Origin of the sequence: Micromonospora craniellae (assembly GCF_014764405.1) — a bacterium.
GTDB lineage: Bacteria > Actinomycetota > Actinomycetes > Mycobacteriales > Micromonosporaceae > Micromonospora > Micromonospora craniellae.
The window spans coordinates 2,642,738-2,659,701 of sequence record NZ_CP061725.1 but is presented as its reverse complement, the minus strand read 5'-3'; the positions used below and the strand labels follow the sequence as shown (position 1 = coordinate 2,659,701).

Sequence of the window (16,964 nt, the reverse complement as noted above, 5' to 3'; positions counted from 1 at the left end):
GTGACGGGACCGGATCACTACATTATTCTGAACTAGCCTCGGCGTCCGTCGGGGCCCGTCGTCGTCCGGCACGCCGCGCCCGTGCGGCACCTTCCGAGCACTGTGCTCCCACGGGGACGACCGGTCCGCCCTCCGTCGCCCGAGCGCCTGCCGGCGTCCGTGCGCGTCGCGGGGGCGACCACGAGCGGCGCGTACGCCGGCACCGACGACCGGCCGTCAAGCGACAGGAGCCGGCATGACGGACACGGTGCGACACGATCCGGAGGCGCTGCCCAGGGCGGTACGGGCCGACTTCCCCCTGCTGGCCCGCCGGGCCGGTGACCTCGTCGCCTACCTGGACAACGCCGCCACCACGCAGAAGCCCCGCGTCGTCCTAGACGCGATGACCGACTACTACACCGGGGCGAACAGCAACGTCGGGCGCGGCTACCACCGGCTCGGCCTGGAGTCCACCGAGCGCCACGAGCAGGCCCGCGAGGGCGTCGCGCGGGCGATCGGCGCGGCGCAACCGGAGGAGGTGCTCTTCACCGCCGGCACCACCGCCGCGGTTAACCTGGTCGCGGACACCGCCGGGCGGCGGGTGGCCGGGCCGGGGCGGCGGGTCGTGGTCACCGGCATGGAGCACAACAGCAACCTGCTGCCCTGGCGCCGGCTCTGCGACAGTACGGGCGCCACGCTCACAGTGGTGCCGGCCGGACCCGACGGGCGGATCGACGCCGACCGGTTCGCCGCCGCGCTCGGTCCGGACACCGTGCTGGTGGCGGTCAGTCACGTCTCGAACGTGCTCGGCACCGTCAACCCGGTACGCGAGATGGCCGCCGCCGCCCGCCGGGCCGGCGCGCTCGTGCTGGTCGACGGCGCCCAGGCGGTACCGCACCGCCCGGTCGACGTGCGCGACCTCGACGCCGACTTCTACTGCTTCTCCGGGCACAAGGCGTACGGGCCGATGGGCGTCGGCGTGCTGCACGGCCGCCGGGACCTGCTCGCCGGGCTGCCGCCGTACCAGGTGGGCGGCGGTACCGTGAAGGGCGTCGCGGCCGACCGGCCGGTCCGCTACCTGGACGGGCCGGCCCGGTGGGAGGCCGGCACTCCGCACGTGGCCGGCGCGGTCGGGCTCGCCGCCGCCCTGGACTACCTGCGCGACCTCGGCTGGGACGCGATCCGCCGACACGACCGGGCGCTGGTCCGGCACGCCGTGGACGTGCTCACCGCCGTCGACCGGGTGCGGGTGGTCGGTGACCCGGCCGCCGACCCGAGCGGGATCGTCTCGTTCGTGGTGGAGGGCATCCACCCGTACGACGTCGGGGCGCACCTGGACCGGCACGGCGTGGCGGTGCGCTGCGGCGTGCACTGCGCCAGCACCTTCCTCGACGAGCTGGGGCTGCTCGGCACGGTCCGGCTCTCCTTCGGCGTCTACAACACCACCGCCGAGATCGACCTCGTCGGCGAGCTGCTCGCCGGCGTACGACCGGGCCCCTGGACCACCGACCACCCCGACGTCCGGTTCCTCTGAGCAGCGCCCGGAAGGGAGCGTCATGAGGTTCGACACCCGGCTGGTGCACGTCGGCCAGCAACCCGTGCCCGGCACCGGCGACGTGGTGCCGCCGATCCACCTCAGCACCACCTACGACCGCACCGCCCAGGACCCGCCGCGCTACTTCTACGTTCGGGGCGAGCAACCCAACCGGGAGGCGCTGGAGGAGTGCCTCGCCGCGCTTGAGGACGCCCGGCACGCGACCGTCTACACCAGCGGGCAGGCCGCCGCGACCACGGCGCTGTCGCTGGTGCCGCCTGGCCGGCTGGTGCTCGCCTCCGACGACGTGTACGGCGGCACCCACCAACTGCTCGCCGCCGCCGCCGAGCGCGGCGTGACGGTACGGCAGGTAGACCTCGCCGACCCGGCCGAGCGGGACCGCGCGCTCGGCGAGTGCGGGCCGGAACTGGCCATGGTGTGGCTGGAGACGCCCACCAACCCACTGCTCAAGGTCGCCGACATCGCCGCGGTGTCCGACCTCGCGCACCGGCACGGCGCGCTCGTCGTGGTGGACAACACGCTCGCCGGGCCGGTGCTGCAACGACCGCTCGCGCACGGCGCGGACGTCACGCTCTACAGCACCACCAAGTCCGTCGCCGGTCACCTCGACGTGCTCGGCGGCGCGCTCGTCTACCAGGACGAGGAGCTGCACCGGCGGTTCCTGGCGTACCGCACGGTGGCCGGCAACGCCCCCGGCGGCTTCGACTGCTACCTCACCCACCGGGGCCTGAAGACGCTGTCGCTGCGCACCGCCCGGCAGGTGGAGAACACCCGCGCGGTGGTGGCGGCGTTGCTGGCCGAGCCGAGCGTGGCCCGGGTGAGCTATCCGGGCCTGCCCGCGCATCCGCAGCACGCGGTGGCGGCCCGGCAGATGACCGCGCCCGGCGCGCTCGCCGCCTTCGAGTACCGCGGCGACCCGGCCAAGCTGCTCGACCGGGTACGCCTGTTCACCGCCGCGGTCAGCCTCGGCGGCGTCCGTTCCCTGATCGAGTGCCCGGCGCTGATGACCCACCGCCCGGTGCCGCCCGAGGTGCGCCGGCGACTCGGGCTGACCGACCGGCTGATCCGGATCTCACCCGGCATCGAAGACCCGGCCGACCTGGTCGAGGACCTGGTCACCGCGCTGCGCGACGGCGCCTGACCCGCTGACCGCCATTCCCGCCCCGCGAAGGAGGAGACATGTCCGCATTCTCGACCGGCGGCGCCCCGTTGGTGCTCGACGGAGGACTCGCCACCGAGTTGCAGCGCGCCAGGCTGCCGTACCAGGCCCCGTGGTGGGGCACCGCGGCGCTGCTGGCGGACAGCCGGCGGCGCGTGCTGCGCGACGTCCACGAGCGGTTCCTAACCGCCGGGGCGCAGGTGCTCACCGCGAACACGCTGCGCTGCAACCTGCGGGCGCTGCGCCGCGCCGGGCTGGAGGACGCCGGCCTCGGCTGGATGGTGCACGCGGCCGTCGGCGTCGCGCTCGCCGCCCGCAACGCGGCCGGCGCGCCCAGCACCCGGATCGCCGCGTCGATGGCTCCGGTCGAGGACTGCTACCGGCCGGACCTGGTGCCGGCCGACGACGAGCTGCGCGAGGAGCACCGCTGGCTGGCGGTGGAGCTGGTCCGGGCCGGGGTGGAGCTGGTGCTGGTGGAGACCATGAACACCGCACGCGAGGCACGGATCGCGGTGGAGCAGGTACGCGAGGTGGGCGTCCGGGCCTGGGCCGGCTTCGTCTGCGACGACCAGGGCCGGCTGCTGTCCGGCGACTCCCTGGTGGACGCCGCCCGCGCGGTACGCGCCGCCGGGGCCGAGGTGGTGCTGGTCAACTGCACCGGGCCGGAGGCGACCGAGCGGTGCCTGCGCGCGCTGCGCGACGCCGACGACGGCCCGATCGGCGCGTACCCGAACCTGGAGGACCGCCGCGACGGCGCGCCCGGGCCGCGACCGCTGCTCGACCCGGCGGAGTTCGGCGACCTGGTCGCCCGCTGGGCGGTGGAGTACCGGCTCGCCGTGGCCGGCGGGTGCTGCGGCGCGTCGCCGGCGCACATCGCCGCGCTGGCGGCCCGGCTGAACACCCCGGTGGCGGCCGTCGACTGACGCCGCCCGCAGGTCCGCCGGCCCGGCGCGGGCCGGGTCAGCCAACGAAGGGAGAACGAGACGGTGAGCGGCTCGACCATCGCACCGCCCGTCGAGGTGGTGCGCAGCCTGCCCGGCCCGGCCGGCTACATGTGCGGCCTGACCTGGGACGGCACCTGGCTCTGGCACTCCGACCAGGACGCCGCGCGGATATTCGCCATCGACGCGGCGGACGGCGCGGTACGCCGGTGGTTCGCGTACCCGGACGTGCGGGCTGACCTGGGGTACGCCGACGGGAAGCTGTGCCAGATCGGCGGCCGGCCGAAGCGGATCCTGCTGATCGACCCGGCCACCGGGCAGACCATCGGGTCGAAGCCGGTGCGGCCCTCCAACGGCCGGGTCACCGGGATGGAGACCGGTCCGGAGGGGGTGTGGCTCTGCCTGCGCGCGCCCGCGGTGATCCAGCTGCGGGACTTCGAGACCATGACGGTGCAGCGGGAACACCCGGTGGTGGGATCGCCCTCGGGCCTCACGTACGCCGAGGGGCATGTGCTCTACGCCGAGTTCGAGGACGGCCTGCTGCACGCGGTGGACGCGGAGTCGGGCCGGCTGGTCGCCACGGTGCGGTTGCCGGGGCATCCGACCGGGCTGGCCTGGGACGGCGAGCTGGTCTGGTACTGCGACTTCGCGGACCGGCGGTTCAAGGCGGTCCGGCTGCCGGACGTGCTCGGGGGATGACCGGCCTGGTGGGGGCGGTCCCGGCCGCCCCCACCCGCGCCGGGGTCAGGGCACCCGGTCGCGCGCGTCGAACTGGTCCTGCCGGCGGTCGCGGTCGTCGGCGTCCGACGGCGGCCGGCAGCGGCCGGCGCAGCCGCACGAGCAGCCGGAGGGGACGGCCCGCTCGGTCCGCTGTGGCGCTTCGGTGTCCGGCCAGCCGCCGGTGTGGCACGCGTTCATCGCTTCTCCCTGCTCTGCGGAGGTGACGCGCCGGAGAGCCCGGCGCGGTCGGACGGGCGGGCAGTGGACCGCTATTTACTTGAGAATCATATGGTAAATTCGCTGGTGGGTGCCAGCTCCTGACAGGAGGGACGCCATGCACGTCAGCGCGACCGACGACCCCGCGATCACGACGGCCTCCCGTACCGGCGGGCCGACCGCACCGGCCGACCCGCTGCGCACCGCCTCCTTCGCGGAGCTGCGGTCGCTGTTCGCGAGGGAGCCGGACGCGGTCCACCTCAACACCGGCACCATCGGCGTGATGCCGTACGAGGTGCTGGATGTCAACGACCGGGTGACCCGGGAGTGGAACGGCGGGCTGCGCAACGTCTACCCGCCCGGCATGTACCCCGAGCACCGCGCCGCCATCGGCCGGGCGTTCGGCGTCGACCAGGACGAGATGGTGATCTGCCACAACGCCACCGAGGGGGTGGCCCGGGTCATCAACGGGCTCGACCTGCACGAGGGCGACGAGGTCATCACCACCAGCCACGAGTGCTACTCGGTGCTGTCCAACTTCAACCTGCTGCGCAACCGGCACCGGATCACGCTCACCGTGCTGACCCCGCCGGTCGGGCCGGACGTCACCGCCGAGGAGATCGTCGACATGTTCGCCCGGGCGATCACGCCCCGGACGAAGGTGCTGGCGTTCGCCGCGGTCACGCTGTTCACCGGCACCCGGATGCCGGTGCGCCAGCTCTGCGACCTGGCCCAGCGGCACGGCCTGACCACGGTGGTCGACGGCGCGCTGCTGCCCGGCCTGTTCGACACCGACCTGCGCGCGCTCGGACCGGACTTCGTCACCTGCTCCGGCTCCAAGTTCCAGTGCGGACCGCTCGGAACCGGGCTGCTGTACGTCCGCAACAAGGTCCACCCCGAGCACAATCCGCTGCCGCTGCCCACGTTCTGGCCGGTCATCTCCACCTGGTACCCGATGATGGGCGCCCCGCCGCCGCGTACCACCACCCGGGTGGAGAGCTACAACATGGGCGACTACCTGCAGAGCGCCGGCAGCGCCAGCATCGCCCGGGGTGCCGCGCTGGCGAAGGCGTGCGAGCTGTGGGACCGGATCGGCCGGGACCGCATCGAGCGGCACGCGGTGGCGCTCGGCGCGCACACCCGCGCCCGGATCGTCGAGCGGTTCGGCGTCGAGTCCCTGTACTCGCCGCTCACCGACGACCGGCTGACCGCGCCGCTGGTCGCGTTCAACCCGTTCCCCGACCGGGCCGACGGCTGGAACATCACCAAGTTCGCCCGCCTCGTCGACGAGCTGGAGAGCCGGCACCGGATCTGGACGCGGTGGACCGAGTTCGACGTGGCCGGCTCACCCCACCAGTACTACGCCGCCCGGATCTGCACCCACCTCTACAACACCGCCGAGGAAGTCGACCTCGCCGTCGACGCCATCGCCGACCTGGTCCGGGAGCTGTCATGAACGTCGCCCCGTACCGGCCGGACACCACCGTCCCGCGCCGCCCCGGCGGCGTGCTGCGGGTGGTCGCGCCCACCGACGCCGCCCCGCTCGACCTCAGCTGCGCCCCCGCGTCGACGGCCCCGTTCGTCCGGCTGCACACCCGGCAACTCGTCACCTGGCAGACCGCCCGGGACGTCCGTGACTGGCAGGCCGTCACGCCGGTGCCCGACCTCGCCCTGGAGGTCCCCTCCACCTGGAACGCCGGGCTCGGCGCCAGTCACCGCAGCTACGTGTTCCACATGCGCCCCGGCGTGCGCTGGGACACCCCCGACCGGCGTCCGGTCACCGCGCACGACGTGGTCCGCGGCTTCAAACGGATGTGCAACCCGGTCCGGCCCTCGCCGTCGCTCGCGTACTTCGCGAGCACCGTGCGCGGCCTCGCCGACTTCGCCACCGCTTGGGCGGCGGATGCCACCCGGCGGGCCGGGGACGCGGCGACGCTGGCCGCGTACCAGAACGCGCACGAGATCCCCGGTGTCTTCGCGCTCGACGACGACACGCTCGTCATCGAGCTGGCCCGGCCGGCGCTGGACTTCGTGCACATGCTCGCGCTGCCCGCCGCCTCGGCGGTGCCCGTCGAGCATGACGCGTTCGTCCCCGGCAGCCCCGGGGCCGCGGCCCACCTGCGCGCCAACGGGCCGTACCGGGTGCGGCGGCACCGGCCCGGCGAATGGGTCGAGCTGGTTCGCAACCCGGCCTGGGAACCGGCCGCCGACCCGTACCGGCGGGCCGAGGCCGACCGGGTGGAGCTGCGCCTGAGCGACGGCGCCGGCCGCGCCGACGACGCACCGGTCGAGGTGCCGGTCGCGCCCGCCGTCGGCGGGCTGCCGGCCGCCGGGCCGGTCGACGGCGACGGCGCGCTCGGCTGGGCGCTCGACCCGTACCTCGTGCTCAACCTGCGCGACCCGGTCTGGGCCGACCTCCGGGTACGGCAGGCCGCGGCGCTCGCCGTGGACAAGGCCGCCGTGGCCGAGCTATACCGGCGGCACCGTCCCGGCGTGCCGGTACGGGTGGCGGGCTCGCTGATCCCGCCGGGCAACGCCGGGCACGACCCGGCCGATCCGCGCCCCACCGGTGATCCGGCGCGGGCCCGCGACCTGCTCGCCGCGGCGGGCCACGCCGACGGCCCGCCGCTGGTCCTGATCCACCCGCAGTCCGGCCTCGGGCCCGAGGTGGCGCACGCCTGCGCGGCCGACCTCACCCGGGCGGGCCTGCCGACCCGGGCGGTCGGGCTCGCCGACGCCGCGTACACCGAGGCGCTGCGCGCGCCCGCCACCGCCGGCGGCTGGCAGCTCGCCGTGGCGGCCCGCGTGCCCGAATGGCTGGAGCACAACGGGCGGGTCTTCGCGCAGGCGATGCTCCAGGCGGGCCCGGTGCCCGGCGGCGCCAACCACGGCGGCTACGCCGCGCCCGAGGTGGACGCGCTGATCGAGCGGGCGCTCGACGCGGCGGAGCCGTGGCGGGCCGACGCCGCCTGGCAGGCCGCCGCGGACCGCGCGGTCGCCGACGTGGCGGTGGTGCCGATCCTGCATCGGGCGCCGGTGGCCGCGCCCAGGCGACCGGACCGGGTCGACGGCCTGATGCCTTTGCCCCCGCAGGGATACGCCGTGGACCTGACCGCCGCCCGCCCGGAGGTGACCGGGTGAACCCCCTGGTACGCGACTACCTGTTGCTCGGCCTGCGCCTGGGCCGGCTGGTGGACGGGCTCGTCGACTGCTACTACGGTGACCCGGCGCTGCGCGACCAGGTCGCCGCCGAACCGCCGGCCGACCCCCGGGAGCTGTCCCGCCAGGCCGGCCGGACACTCGCCGCCGTCGCCGACAGCGACCTCGAACCGGCCCGCCGCCGGCACCTCACCGCCCAGCTCGCCGCGCTGCGCGCGGTCGCCGACCGGGTCGCCGGCACGCCGATGTCCTTCCGCGACGAGGTGCGCGCCTACTTCGACGTCGAAGTGACCCGCGCCGAGCCGGAGCGGTACGCGGCGGTGCACGACGAGATTGACGCGCTGCTGCCCGGACCGGGGCCGCTGGTGGACCGGGTGGAGGAGTTCTACCGGCGCAACACCGTCCCCCCGGAGCGGCTGCACCGCTGCGTGCAGGCGGTCTCCGACGCGCTGCGCGAGCGCACCCGGGACCGGTTCGGCCTGCCTGCGACCGAACGCGTCGAGTACACGGTGGTCCGGGACGCGCCGTGGAACGCGTACAACCGCTACCTGGGCGGCTTCCGCTCCGCGGTGGCGCTGAACGCGGCCAGCGGCCGGTCGGTGGCCGCGCTGCCGATCATCGTGGCGCACGAGTCGTACCCCGGCCACCACACCGAGCACTGTCTGAAGGAGGCCGGCCTGGTCCGCGACGGCGGCCAGGACGAGCACACCATCGCCCTGGTCGACACGCCCCGCTGCCTGGTCACCGAGGGCCTGGCCGAGGCGGCGGTGGACGCGGTGCTCGGCCCCGGCTGGGGGGAGTGGACCGCGCGCATCCTCGCCGGGGAGGGTGTCCACGTCGAGGGCGAGCGGGTCGAACGGATGCGCGGCCTGGTCGTCCGCCTCCTGCCGGCCCGGGTGGACGCCGCCCTGCTCCTGCACGACGAGGGCGGCGACCGGGCGCAGGCGCTGGCGTACCTGCGGCGGTGGATGCTGCTGCCGCCCGAGCGCGCCGAGCAGATGGTCACGTTCCTCGCCGACTCGCTGTGGCGCGCGTACTCGGTCACGTACTCCGAGGGAGGCCGGCTGGTCGACTCCTGGCTGGCCGCCCGCGAGCCCGGCACCAGCCTCGCCGACCGCTTCACCACGCTGCTGCGGGAGCCGCTGCTGCCGTCGCAGCTGCGGGCCGACGTGGCGCGGACCGCGCTCGCGCCCACCTGACCAGCACCCGGCACCGGCAGCAGCTACCCCGAGACGACGAAAGGTGTGTGTCGATGAACTGTGGCCAGCCCCGGTACGGGGGAATCCTGCGGCTCTACGGGCCCGGCAGCATGGACCATCTCGATCCAGCCTGCGCCTACTACATGCTCGGCGGGCAGATCATCCGGCTGTTCGCCCGGCAGCTCTTCACCTACCGGCCGGTGGCCGACCTGCGCGACCCGTCGGCCGTCACGCCCGTGCCCGACGTGGCCGAGGCGGTGCCGACAGTGGACAACGGCGGCATCAGCGCCGACCATACCCGTTACACGATCCGGCTGCGCCCCGGCGTGTACTGGGACACCGACCCGCCGCGCGAGGTGACCGCCAGGGACTTCGTACGCGGCTTCAAGCGGATGACCAACCCGGTGCTGCGGGCCGGCGGGATCGGCTACTTCACCAGCACCATCCGTGGGATGGCCGAGTACTGCGACGCGTACGACGCCGCGATTACTTCGGCCGAGCCGACCGCCGCCGAGCTGGCCGCGTTCCAGAACAGCCACGAGATCGCCGGGATACGGGCCGTCGACGACCGGACGATCGTGTTCGACCTGATCCGCCCGGCGGTGGACTTCCTGCACATCCTGGCGCTGCACGTCGCCTCCGCCGCCCCGGTCGAGTACGACGAGGTGCTGCCGGACAGCGCGGAGTTCCGGCGGCGGGTGCGCTCCAACGGGCCGTACCGGGTCACCCACTACGTGCACGGCGAGTCGGTGCGGCTGGCGCGCAACCCGGTGTGGCGCAAAGCGTCCGACCCGGTGCGCCAGCAGTACCTGGACGGCGTCGCGGTGACCATGGAGGTCGCCACTCCGCAGCAGGTGGGGGAGGTGATCGACAGCGGGCGCGCCGACCTGTCCTGGGCGTCACCGATCACCGAGCCGTACGACGTGCCGCCCACCGACCCGGGCAACGACCTCGGCTACGCGCTCAACCCGTACCTGGTGTTCAACCTGCTCAGCCCGAACGCCGACCGGGCGATGAGCAAGCTCAAGGTGCGCCAGGCCGTCGCGTATGCGATCAACAAGGCCGCGATCGCCGAGATCTACCACGACCTGGAGGCCGGGACGGTGATGCTGCCCGGCCACACGGCGATCCCGCCGGGCAACGACGGGCACGTCGACTTCAACCTGTACCCGACGCCCGGCGACCGGGGCGACCCGGAGCGCTGCCGGGCGCTGCTGGCCGAGGCGGGCTACCCGGACGGGCTCACGCTCACCGCCGTGCACCGGGACGTGGACGCCAACCCGGAGGTGGCCCGCTCCTACGCCACCGACCTGGAGAAGGGCGGCATCAGCGTGCGCCTGGTCGCGCTCGGCCACGCCGAGTACTACCAGTTCCTGCGCGACCCGGCCAACGCCCGCGCTGGCGCCTGGGACATCTCCGCGCCGTCCTGGACGCCCGACTGGTTCGGCCCGAACGGCCGCACATACGTCCAGCCGATGTTCCAGACGAACACGTCCCGCGGCACCAGCAACTACGGCGGATACAGCAACCCGGAGGTCGACCGGCTGATCGAGAAGGCGCTCGGCGCCACCGACCGGGCCCGCGCCACCGAGCTGTGGCACCAGGTCGACGTGCACGTCATGCGGGACGCCGCGATCGTGCCGATCCTCGTGCACGCCCCGACCATCCCGCACCGCAAGGGCCGGCGGGTCCGCAACGCCATCGCCATGCCCACGGTGGACCGCTGGTTCGACCTGTCCAACCTCTGGCTGGAGGAGTCCGCATGACCGCAGCAGGCACGCCGACGACCGCCGCGCAGACCTCCGGCGGGGCCGGACCGCGTCGCGGCGGCACGCTCACCCTGGTCGGCGCGGGCGACGTCGACCACCTCGACCCGGCGCTGGCGTACCACACGGTCACCCGGGGGATCATCCGCGCGTACACCCGGCAGCTGGTCACCTACCCGGCGACCCGCGACCACCGGCGCGCGGGCGACCTGGTGCCGGACCTGGCGGTGGCGGCGGACGGGCCGTACGACGCCGAGGGCCGCCGCTACCGGTTCACGCTGCGCGACGGGCTGCGCTGGGACCTGCCCAACGGGCCCCGGCCGCTGACCGCCGCCGACGTGGTACGCGGCATCAAACGCCTGGCCCATCCGATGGCGCCCAGCCCCGGCCTGTCCTACTACCTGAGCACCGTCGACGGGCTCGCCGAGTTCCGCGACGACCTGCTCACGCTGCCCCGCGACCTCAACGTGGTGGCGCCCTACCTGGAGGCCGCCGAGGTGCCCGGTCTGCGGGCGCTCGACGATCGGACGCTGGAGCTGACCACCCGTCGCCCCACCCCGGACTTCCTCAACATCCTGGCGCTGCCGTTCGCCTCCCCGGCCCCGGCGGAGTACCTGTGGTTCGTGCCCGGCAGCCCCGAGCTGGACCAGCGGATCGGCTCCATCGGACCGTACCGGATCACCGGCTACGAGCCGGACCGGCGGATCACGCTGGAACGCAGCCGCACTTGGGACCCGGCCACCGACCCGGTCCGGGCCGCCCACGTGGACCGGATCGAGGTGCGGCAGGGGCTGGACGAGAAGACCTGCCACGACATGGTGATCGCCGGCGACGCCGACATGATGTGGGACATCCAGCCGCTGACCGAGCGGCTGCCGGAGATGTTCGCCACCGAGGACCCGCGGCTGGAGGTCTGCCCGGCCGGCCTGTTCAGCCCGTACCTGGTGATCAACGTGCTCAGCCCCAACGAGGGCGGCGCGCTGGCCCGGCGGGAGGTCCGGGAGGCGTTGCAGTACGCGATCGACAAGACCACAGTGGCCGAGGTCTGGGGCGGGCCGCGCCTCAACGACATCGCCGAGCAGATCCTGCCGCCGCTGTGCCGCGCGCACCGGCCGTTCGCCCCGTACGCCGCGAACGACGGTGCCGGTGACCCGGAGCGGGCCGGGCGGCTGCTCGCCGAGGCCGGCTACCCGGACGGGCTCACGTTGAAGCTGGTCTACCGGGACCGGGACATCCACCCGGAGACCGCGCGGGTCGTCCGGGCCGCCGCCGCCCGGGCCAGCATCACCCTCGACCTCGTCCCGGCCGGCATCACCGAGCTGTTCGGCACGTACCTCGGCCGGGCCGACGGGGCCCGCGAGGGCCGGTGGGACGTGGCGCTGTCCGGCTGGGAGCCGGACTGGCACGGCAACAACGCCCGCGTCTACCTTCAGGCCCTCTTCGACAGCTCCGGCGTCTCCGACAACGACGACTGGGGGTCGAACTTCGGCCACTACCACAACCCCGTCGTCAACGAGCATATCGACGCGGCGCTGAGCTGCGCCGACGAGACGACCGCGAACGAGCACTGGCGGGCCGCCGAGCGGGAGGTGCTGCGCGACTGCGCGGTGGTGCCGATCCTCTTCGCCTACCAGTACTGGCTGCGCGGGCACCGGGTGCGCAACTGGCTGCCGTACCCGGTGCTCAACGGCGACCTGACCAACCTGTGGCTGGGGGAGGACCGACGCCCGGACCGATGAGCGGCGACGACCACCGGCTCACCGGACGTCTCGGCGAGCTGGCCCAGGACCACGCCGACCGGGCGGCGGCGCGCGCGGGCGTGCCCGCCGTCCGGCTGGACCGGCTGGCCGCCGAGCCGCTGCGCCTGGACGAGGACTTCTGCCGGGAGGTGGCCGACCGCTACGACGCCGCCCCGATGGTCACCGAGGGCACGGAGCGCGGGTACGCCCGGCTGGCCGAGGAGAACCTGCGGCAGTTCCGGCTGATCGGCGAGGCGGGCATCCGGGTGCTGCCCTGGGCCGGGCCGGGTCAGCCGTACCGGGACTCGCGGGACCTGGTCGCGCGGGTCCGCTCGACCGGCCTGCTGCACGTCTTCCTCACCCGCCACGGGCACGGACCGGCCGGCGCGGACGGCGAGCATCCGCTGCGCGCCCCCGCCGGGGTCCGGGCCGGCGGGGAGGAGCTGCTGCACAACGACATCTTCCGGGCGGTGCACGACGTCCTCGGGCACGTCCTGTTCGGCAACACGTTCGGGCCGCGCGGCGAGTTCCGGGCCACCCGCTGCCACCTCGCGATGTACCCGGCCGACCTGCACCCGCTGGTCTTCGCCGAGCTGGTCGGCCAGCTCTGCTGGTTCTTCCACGGGCCGCACCTGCGCCGCCCGGACGGGACGCTGCCCCGGCGCGGCGAGCCCGGGTACGTGCCGCCGCCACGGCGTCCGTACCCGCCGCAGAAGCAACTCGTGTACGACCGGCGCACGCTGGACCGGTTCGCCGCGCTGTTTACGTCGCCGGGCTGACCGCCGACATCAGGAAGTCCGGCACCCGCAGCGGCGGCATCACCATCCGGGTGAAGTAGTCGCCCCACTCCCGGGGCAGCGCCGGCACCGGCTGCCCGGCCTCGGTGGCCCGGGCCAGCAGCGACAGCGGGCTCTCGTTGAACCGGAAGTTGTGCACCGTGCCGACGATCTCGCCGTCCTCCACCAGCCGCACGCCGTCGCGGGTGAGGCCGGTCAGCAGCAGCGACGCCGGGTCGACGTCGCGCAGGTACCACAGCGAGGTGAGCAGCAGGCCGCGCCGGGTGGAGCGCACCATCTCGGGCAGCGTCGGCGCGTCCGGCCCGCCCTCCAGCACCAGGTTGTCCACCATTGAGGTGAGCGGCGCGCCGGTCCGCGCGGCGGTGTACCGGGTCTGCACCAGCGCGGTCAGCACGCCCTCGTCGATCCAGCGGGTCGGACGCAGCGGCAGCCCGTTGTCGACCACGGCGGTCAGGTCGTCGGTGCCCCGGCTGACGGTGAACGGCGCGCAGGGCAGCAGCGGGTGGTCCGGGTCGCTGCGCAGCGTCAGCGGCAGCGTGGTGAGGCGCTCGCCGAGCGGCAGGCGGCCGTCCGGGCGGCTGAACGCGGTGCGCCCGTCCAGCGCGCCGCGCGCCCCGGCGGCCAGGTAGAGGTGCAGCATCAGGTCGGCCACGCAGCCCGGGGTGAGCAGCACCTCGTAGCGTCCCGGCGGCAGTTCGACCCGGCGGCCCGGTCGCGCCAGCGTCGCGGACAGGTCCGCGGCGAGCGCCGGCACGTCCAGCCCGGTCAGGTCGGGCGCCGTCACACCGGCCCAGGCCGAGTCGTCGCCGTCGCGCACGCTCAGGTCGAACAGGCCGGTGGACTGCGGGTGGCGCAGGCGGGCGCCGGTCGACGCGGCGAGGTAGGTGGTGACCACCCGGTGCTCGGTGTAGCCGTAGAGCCGCCGCCGTCCGGCCGCCGCGAACGCGTCGGCCAGGCCGGGCAGCACGTCCCGGAACGCGTCGACCGAGGCGCCGCCGGGCGGCTGCGACCAGGACGGCGTCCGCCACGGCTCGGGCAGCGACGCCGCGTCGGCGGCGGGTGGCGCGTCGCGGGCGGCCCGCTCGGCCGCGCGCACCAGGCCGGGCAGCGCGTCGCCGAGCGCGCCGCCGTGCCCGACCAGCCCGACGTGTACGCCGGCCGCGCCGTCGCGTACCGCCACCGCCGTCACCCGGCGGGACCGGACGCTGCCGTTGGTGGTCAGCGCGTTGCCCGCCCAGCGCAGGTGCGCGGCGGCCGTCTCGTCGGCGATCAGCAGCAGCTCGTCGGCGTCGCGCCGGTGCCGCAGCGCCGCCTCCAGGGCGTCCTGGATCCCGCTCACCCGTCCCGACCTCCGGTGTCGACGACGTTGATGCCGCGAAACACCGCGGCCGGGCAGCCGTGGCTGGCCGCGCTCGCCTGCACCGGCTGACCCTTGCCGCACATGTCGGCACCGGAGAGCAGCCAGGTGCCCTCGCCGCCCAGCCCGCACAGCGCCGACCAGAACGCCGTCGTCTCCGCCTGGTACGCGGCGCCGGACACCTGCCCGGCCAGCCGCCCGTTGCGGATGCGGTGCCAGCGCTGGGCGGTGAACTGGAACTGCCGCCGCCGCATGTCGATCGACCAGCTGTCCGAGCCGGCCAGGTAGAAGCCGTCGGTCACGCCCGCGATCAGGGCCGCGGTGTCCGGCCCGTCCACCGCCGGGCGCAGCGACACGTTCGGCATCCGGGCCATCGGCGTGTGGCGGTACGACTCGGCGTACGCGCAGCCGGACGAGCGCGGCAGGCCGGCCTGCGCGGCCGAGGCGCGGTCGTGCTGGAAGCCCACCAGCACGCCCGCCTCGATCAGCGGCCAGGACTGCGCGGCCACACCCTCGTCGTCGAACCCGACGGTGGCGAGTCCGTGCGTGGCCGACCGGTCGGCGTCCACGGTCATCAGCGCCGAGCCGTACCGCAGCCGCCCGGCGGCGTCGGGGGTGGCGAACGTGCCGCCCGCGTACGACATCTCGTGGCCCAGCGCCCGGTCGTACTCGGTGGCGTGCCCGACCGACTCGTGGATGGTGAGCCAGAGCTGCGACGGGTCGATCACCAGGTCGTAGCGGCCGGGGCGCACCGGTGGCGCCTGCGTCTTCTCGGCCAGCAGCGCCGGCAGCTCGGCAAGTTCGCCGGCCCAGTCCCAGCCCTCGCCGTGCAGGTACTCCCAGCCGCGGGCCACCGGCGGGCCGACCGTGCGCAGCGTCTGGACGCCGCCGTCGCGCAGGTGCCGGCCCACCGCCAGCACCTGCGGGTGCACCCGGACGCGCTGCTGGGTGACGCCGGTGCCGTCCAGGTCGGCGTAGTACGTGTTCTCCTGGGCGGCGCTGACGCGGGCCAGCACGTGCGCCACGGACCGGTGCGCCAGCAGCCCGGCGCACCACTGGCTCAGCAGCTCCGCCCGTTCGCTGTCCGGCACCTCGAACGGATTGATCCGGTACGGCGAGCGCCAGGTCGCCGCCGGGTGCGCGGGCTCGGGCGCGAGCGCGACCGGCGCGCCGCCCACGTCAGCGCAGGCCCGGGCCAGCTCCAGCGCGTCGTCGCAGGCGCGTACCGCCGCCTCGGGCGTCAGCTCCGGCGTGGCGGCGAAGCCCCACGCGCCCCGGTGCAGCACCCGTACCGCCAGGCCGGTCTCGGTCTCCTCCTCGCTCGCCCGCAACTCCCCGTCGTGCACGACGGTGCGTCCGGAGCGGACCCGCTGCACGCGCAGCGCCGCGTACCGCGCGCCGCGTAGCCGGGCCCGGGACAGGGCGGCGTCGGCGAGGCGGGCCAGCGGAAGAGCGAGGAAGGAGTCGTCGATCTCGTCGGGCACACGCGCCTCCGGTCGCCGGGTGCCGCCGTCCGCGCCGGTGGCGCGGCGGCCCGGGGGTTGCGGTGAGGAGACTAGTGCGGCGTGCTGCCCCCGCACAGGGCCCGCGCGGCGGCCGGGCGGCCGACCAGCGCCGTCGCCACGCAACAGAGCAATCGGAAAGAAGGCCACGGCCGCGCCGGTGCGCTTGATTTGATCGGCATCGCTCAATAGATTGAGGGCGGGTGCCGCCGAGGTCCACACGACCGGGCCGTCGGCGGCTGACAGGTCCACCCCGAGCCGGGCACGTCGGTCGTCCGTACCGACTTTCTCACAGTGGCGCATCGGCGCGCCGCCACCTGAGCGCGTCGCCGCGCCGCGCCGCCCGACGCATAAGGACTTCCCATGACGATTCTCCGTACCCGCTCCGGCCCGGCCCTGGCGGCGGTGACCGCAGTGGCCGCCGTCGTGGCCGCCACCGCGACGGCGCTGCTCGCCGGCCCGGCCACGACCGTGCCGCTGACCTACCAGGTCGCGGGCCCCCGCTGGTGCGGGCCTGCCCCACCCGCCGATCCCGCTGCCCGCATGGCCAGAGCCCACTGGAGGGACGGTCGAGACCGCGCAGGCGTGGCTACGGCAGGTGTGGGCGATCGAGCCGGTCGCCGAGGCGATCAACCACGCTAGCCCTGACCTCGCCCAGGCGGTGCGATCACAGTGCGACGCCGTCCGCCATGGCGGCGTTGGCGATGACCGCCACCTTCGGTTTCGACGCCGTGGTGGCGTTCGCCGCCCACCTGCCACCGACTACTAACCTCGATGACTCGCGCCTGACGCCGGCTCCTTCGGCCCGGCATGCCTGATTGCTATTGATCGATATCGCGTGGTGTCGGGCATGGTGGTGGGCCGTCTGTCGCGGC

The 16,964-nt window shown here is 74.7% G+C and carries 15 protein-coding genes; 12 read left to right on the top strand and 3 right to left on the bottom strand.

Annotated elements, in window-relative coordinates; genetic code table 11:
• Positions 1-235 precede the first annotated feature (235 nt).
• From ID554_RS11810 to ID554_RS11795, 4 genes are all read left to right on the top strand, one after another.
• A complete protein-coding gene (locus tag ID554_RS11810) occupies positions 236-1,513 on the top strand; it encodes a cysteine desulfurase (protein ID WP_117230862.1) in 1,278 nt (425 codons plus the stop codon).
• 22 nt (positions 1,514-1,535) lie between these two features.
• Positions 1,536-2,675 carry a trans-sulfuration enzyme family protein gene (locus tag ID554_RS11805; protein WP_117230863.1) on the top strand — a complete coding sequence of 380 codons (1,140 nt, stop codon included), beginning with the start codon at positions 1,536-1,538 and terminating at the stop codon, positions 2,673-2,675.
• A 38-nt stretch (positions 2,676-2,713) separates the two neighbouring features.
• Positions 2,714-3,616: a homocysteine S-methyltransferase family protein gene (locus tag ID554_RS11800; protein WP_117230864.1), complete on the top strand. Its 903-nt coding sequence runs from the start codon at positions 2,714-2,716 to the stop codon at positions 3,614-3,616.
• Between the two features lie 63 nt (positions 3,617-3,679).
• Positions 3,680-4,333: an NHL repeat-containing protein gene (locus ID554_RS11795; protein WP_117230865.1), complete on the top strand. Its 654-nt coding sequence runs from the start codon at positions 3,680-3,682 to the stop codon at positions 4,331-4,333.
• 45 nt (positions 4,334-4,378) lie between these two features.
• Here ID554_RS11795 and ID554_RS11790 read toward each other — a convergent pair whose 3' ends face one another.
• Positions 4,379-4,552 (bottom strand): hypothetical protein, encoded by a 174-nt coding sequence (locus ID554_RS11790; RefSeq protein WP_158573851.1) that lies wholly within the window; start codon positions 4,550-4,552, stop codon positions 4,379-4,381.
• A gap of 136 nt (positions 4,553-4,688) precedes the next feature.
• Here ID554_RS11790 and ID554_RS11785 point away from each other — a divergent pair, with 136 nt between their 5' ends.
• The 6 genes from ID554_RS11785 to ID554_RS11760 are packed head-to-tail and all read left to right on the top strand — an operon-like array spanning position 4,689 to position 13,212.
• Positions 4,689-6,026 carry an aminotransferase class V-fold PLP-dependent enzyme gene (locus ID554_RS11785; RefSeq protein WP_117230866.1) on the top strand — a complete coding sequence of 446 codons (1,338 nt, stop codon included), beginning with the start codon at positions 4,689-4,691 and terminating at the stop codon, positions 6,024-6,026.
• On the top strand, positions 6,023-7,711 hold the full coding sequence (locus ID554_RS11780) for an ABC transporter substrate-binding protein (protein ID WP_117230867.1): 1,689 nt from the start codon (positions 6,023-6,025) through the stop codon (positions 7,709-7,711). Before ID554_RS11785 ends, ID554_RS11780 begins: the two co-directional genes overlap by 4 nt.
• The gene (locus ID554_RS11775; protein ID WP_117230868.1) at positions 7,708-8,928 is read left to right on the top strand and encodes a DUF885 domain-containing protein; all 1,221 of its coding nucleotides are present in this window, start codon (positions 7,708-7,710) and stop codon (positions 8,926-8,928) included. The genes ID554_RS11780 and ID554_RS11775 overlap by 4 nt, the downstream gene beginning before the upstream one ends.
• Positions 8,929-8,981: 53 nt before the next feature.
• Positions 8,982-10,694 (top strand): ABC transporter substrate-binding protein, encoded by a 1,713-nt coding sequence (locus ID554_RS11770; RefSeq protein ID WP_117230869.1) that lies wholly within the window; start codon positions 8,982-8,984, stop codon positions 10,692-10,694.
• Complete coding sequence (locus tag ID554_RS11765; RefSeq protein ID WP_117230870.1) at positions 10,691-12,433, top strand: ABC transporter substrate-binding protein; 1,743 nt, start codon at positions 10,691-10,693, stop codon at positions 12,431-12,433. The genes ID554_RS11770 and ID554_RS11765 overlap by 4 nt, the downstream gene beginning before the upstream one ends.
• Positions 12,430-13,212, top strand: coding sequence for a hypothetical protein (locus ID554_RS11760; RefSeq protein ID WP_117230871.1), 783 nt, complete (start codon positions 12,430-12,432; stop codon positions 13,210-13,212). The genes ID554_RS11765 and ID554_RS11760 overlap by 4 nt, the downstream gene beginning before the upstream one ends.
• Here ID554_RS11760 and ID554_RS11755 read toward each other — a convergent pair.
• Positions 13,196-14,569, bottom strand: coding sequence for a metallopeptidase TldD-related protein (locus tag ID554_RS11755; RefSeq protein ID WP_117230872.1), 1,374 nt, complete (start codon positions 14,567-14,569; stop codon positions 13,196-13,198). The two genes, ID554_RS11760 and ID554_RS11755, sit on opposite strands and share 17 nt — an antisense overlap.
• Entirely contained in the window at positions 14,566-16,071 is a 1,506-nt protein-coding gene (locus tag ID554_RS11750) for a TldD/PmbA family protein (RefSeq protein WP_117230873.1), read from the bottom strand. The genes ID554_RS11755 and ID554_RS11750 overlap by 4 nt, the downstream gene beginning before the upstream one ends.
• A 381-nt stretch (positions 16,072-16,452) precedes the next feature.
• Between ID554_RS11750 and ID554_RS11745 the strand changes: the two genes are divergently transcribed.
• The gene (locus ID554_RS11745; protein WP_147333591.1) at positions 16,453-16,731 is read left to right on the top strand and encodes a hypothetical protein; all 279 of its coding nucleotides are present in this window, start codon (positions 16,453-16,455) and stop codon (positions 16,729-16,731) included.
• Positions 16,732-16,778: 47 nt separating this feature from the next.
• Positions 16,779-16,907, top strand: a complete 129-nt coding sequence (locus ID554_RS32395) for a hypothetical protein (protein ID WP_263407332.1) — start codon at positions 16,779-16,781, stop codon at positions 16,905-16,907.
• Positions 16,908-16,964: the final 57 nt, after the last annotated feature.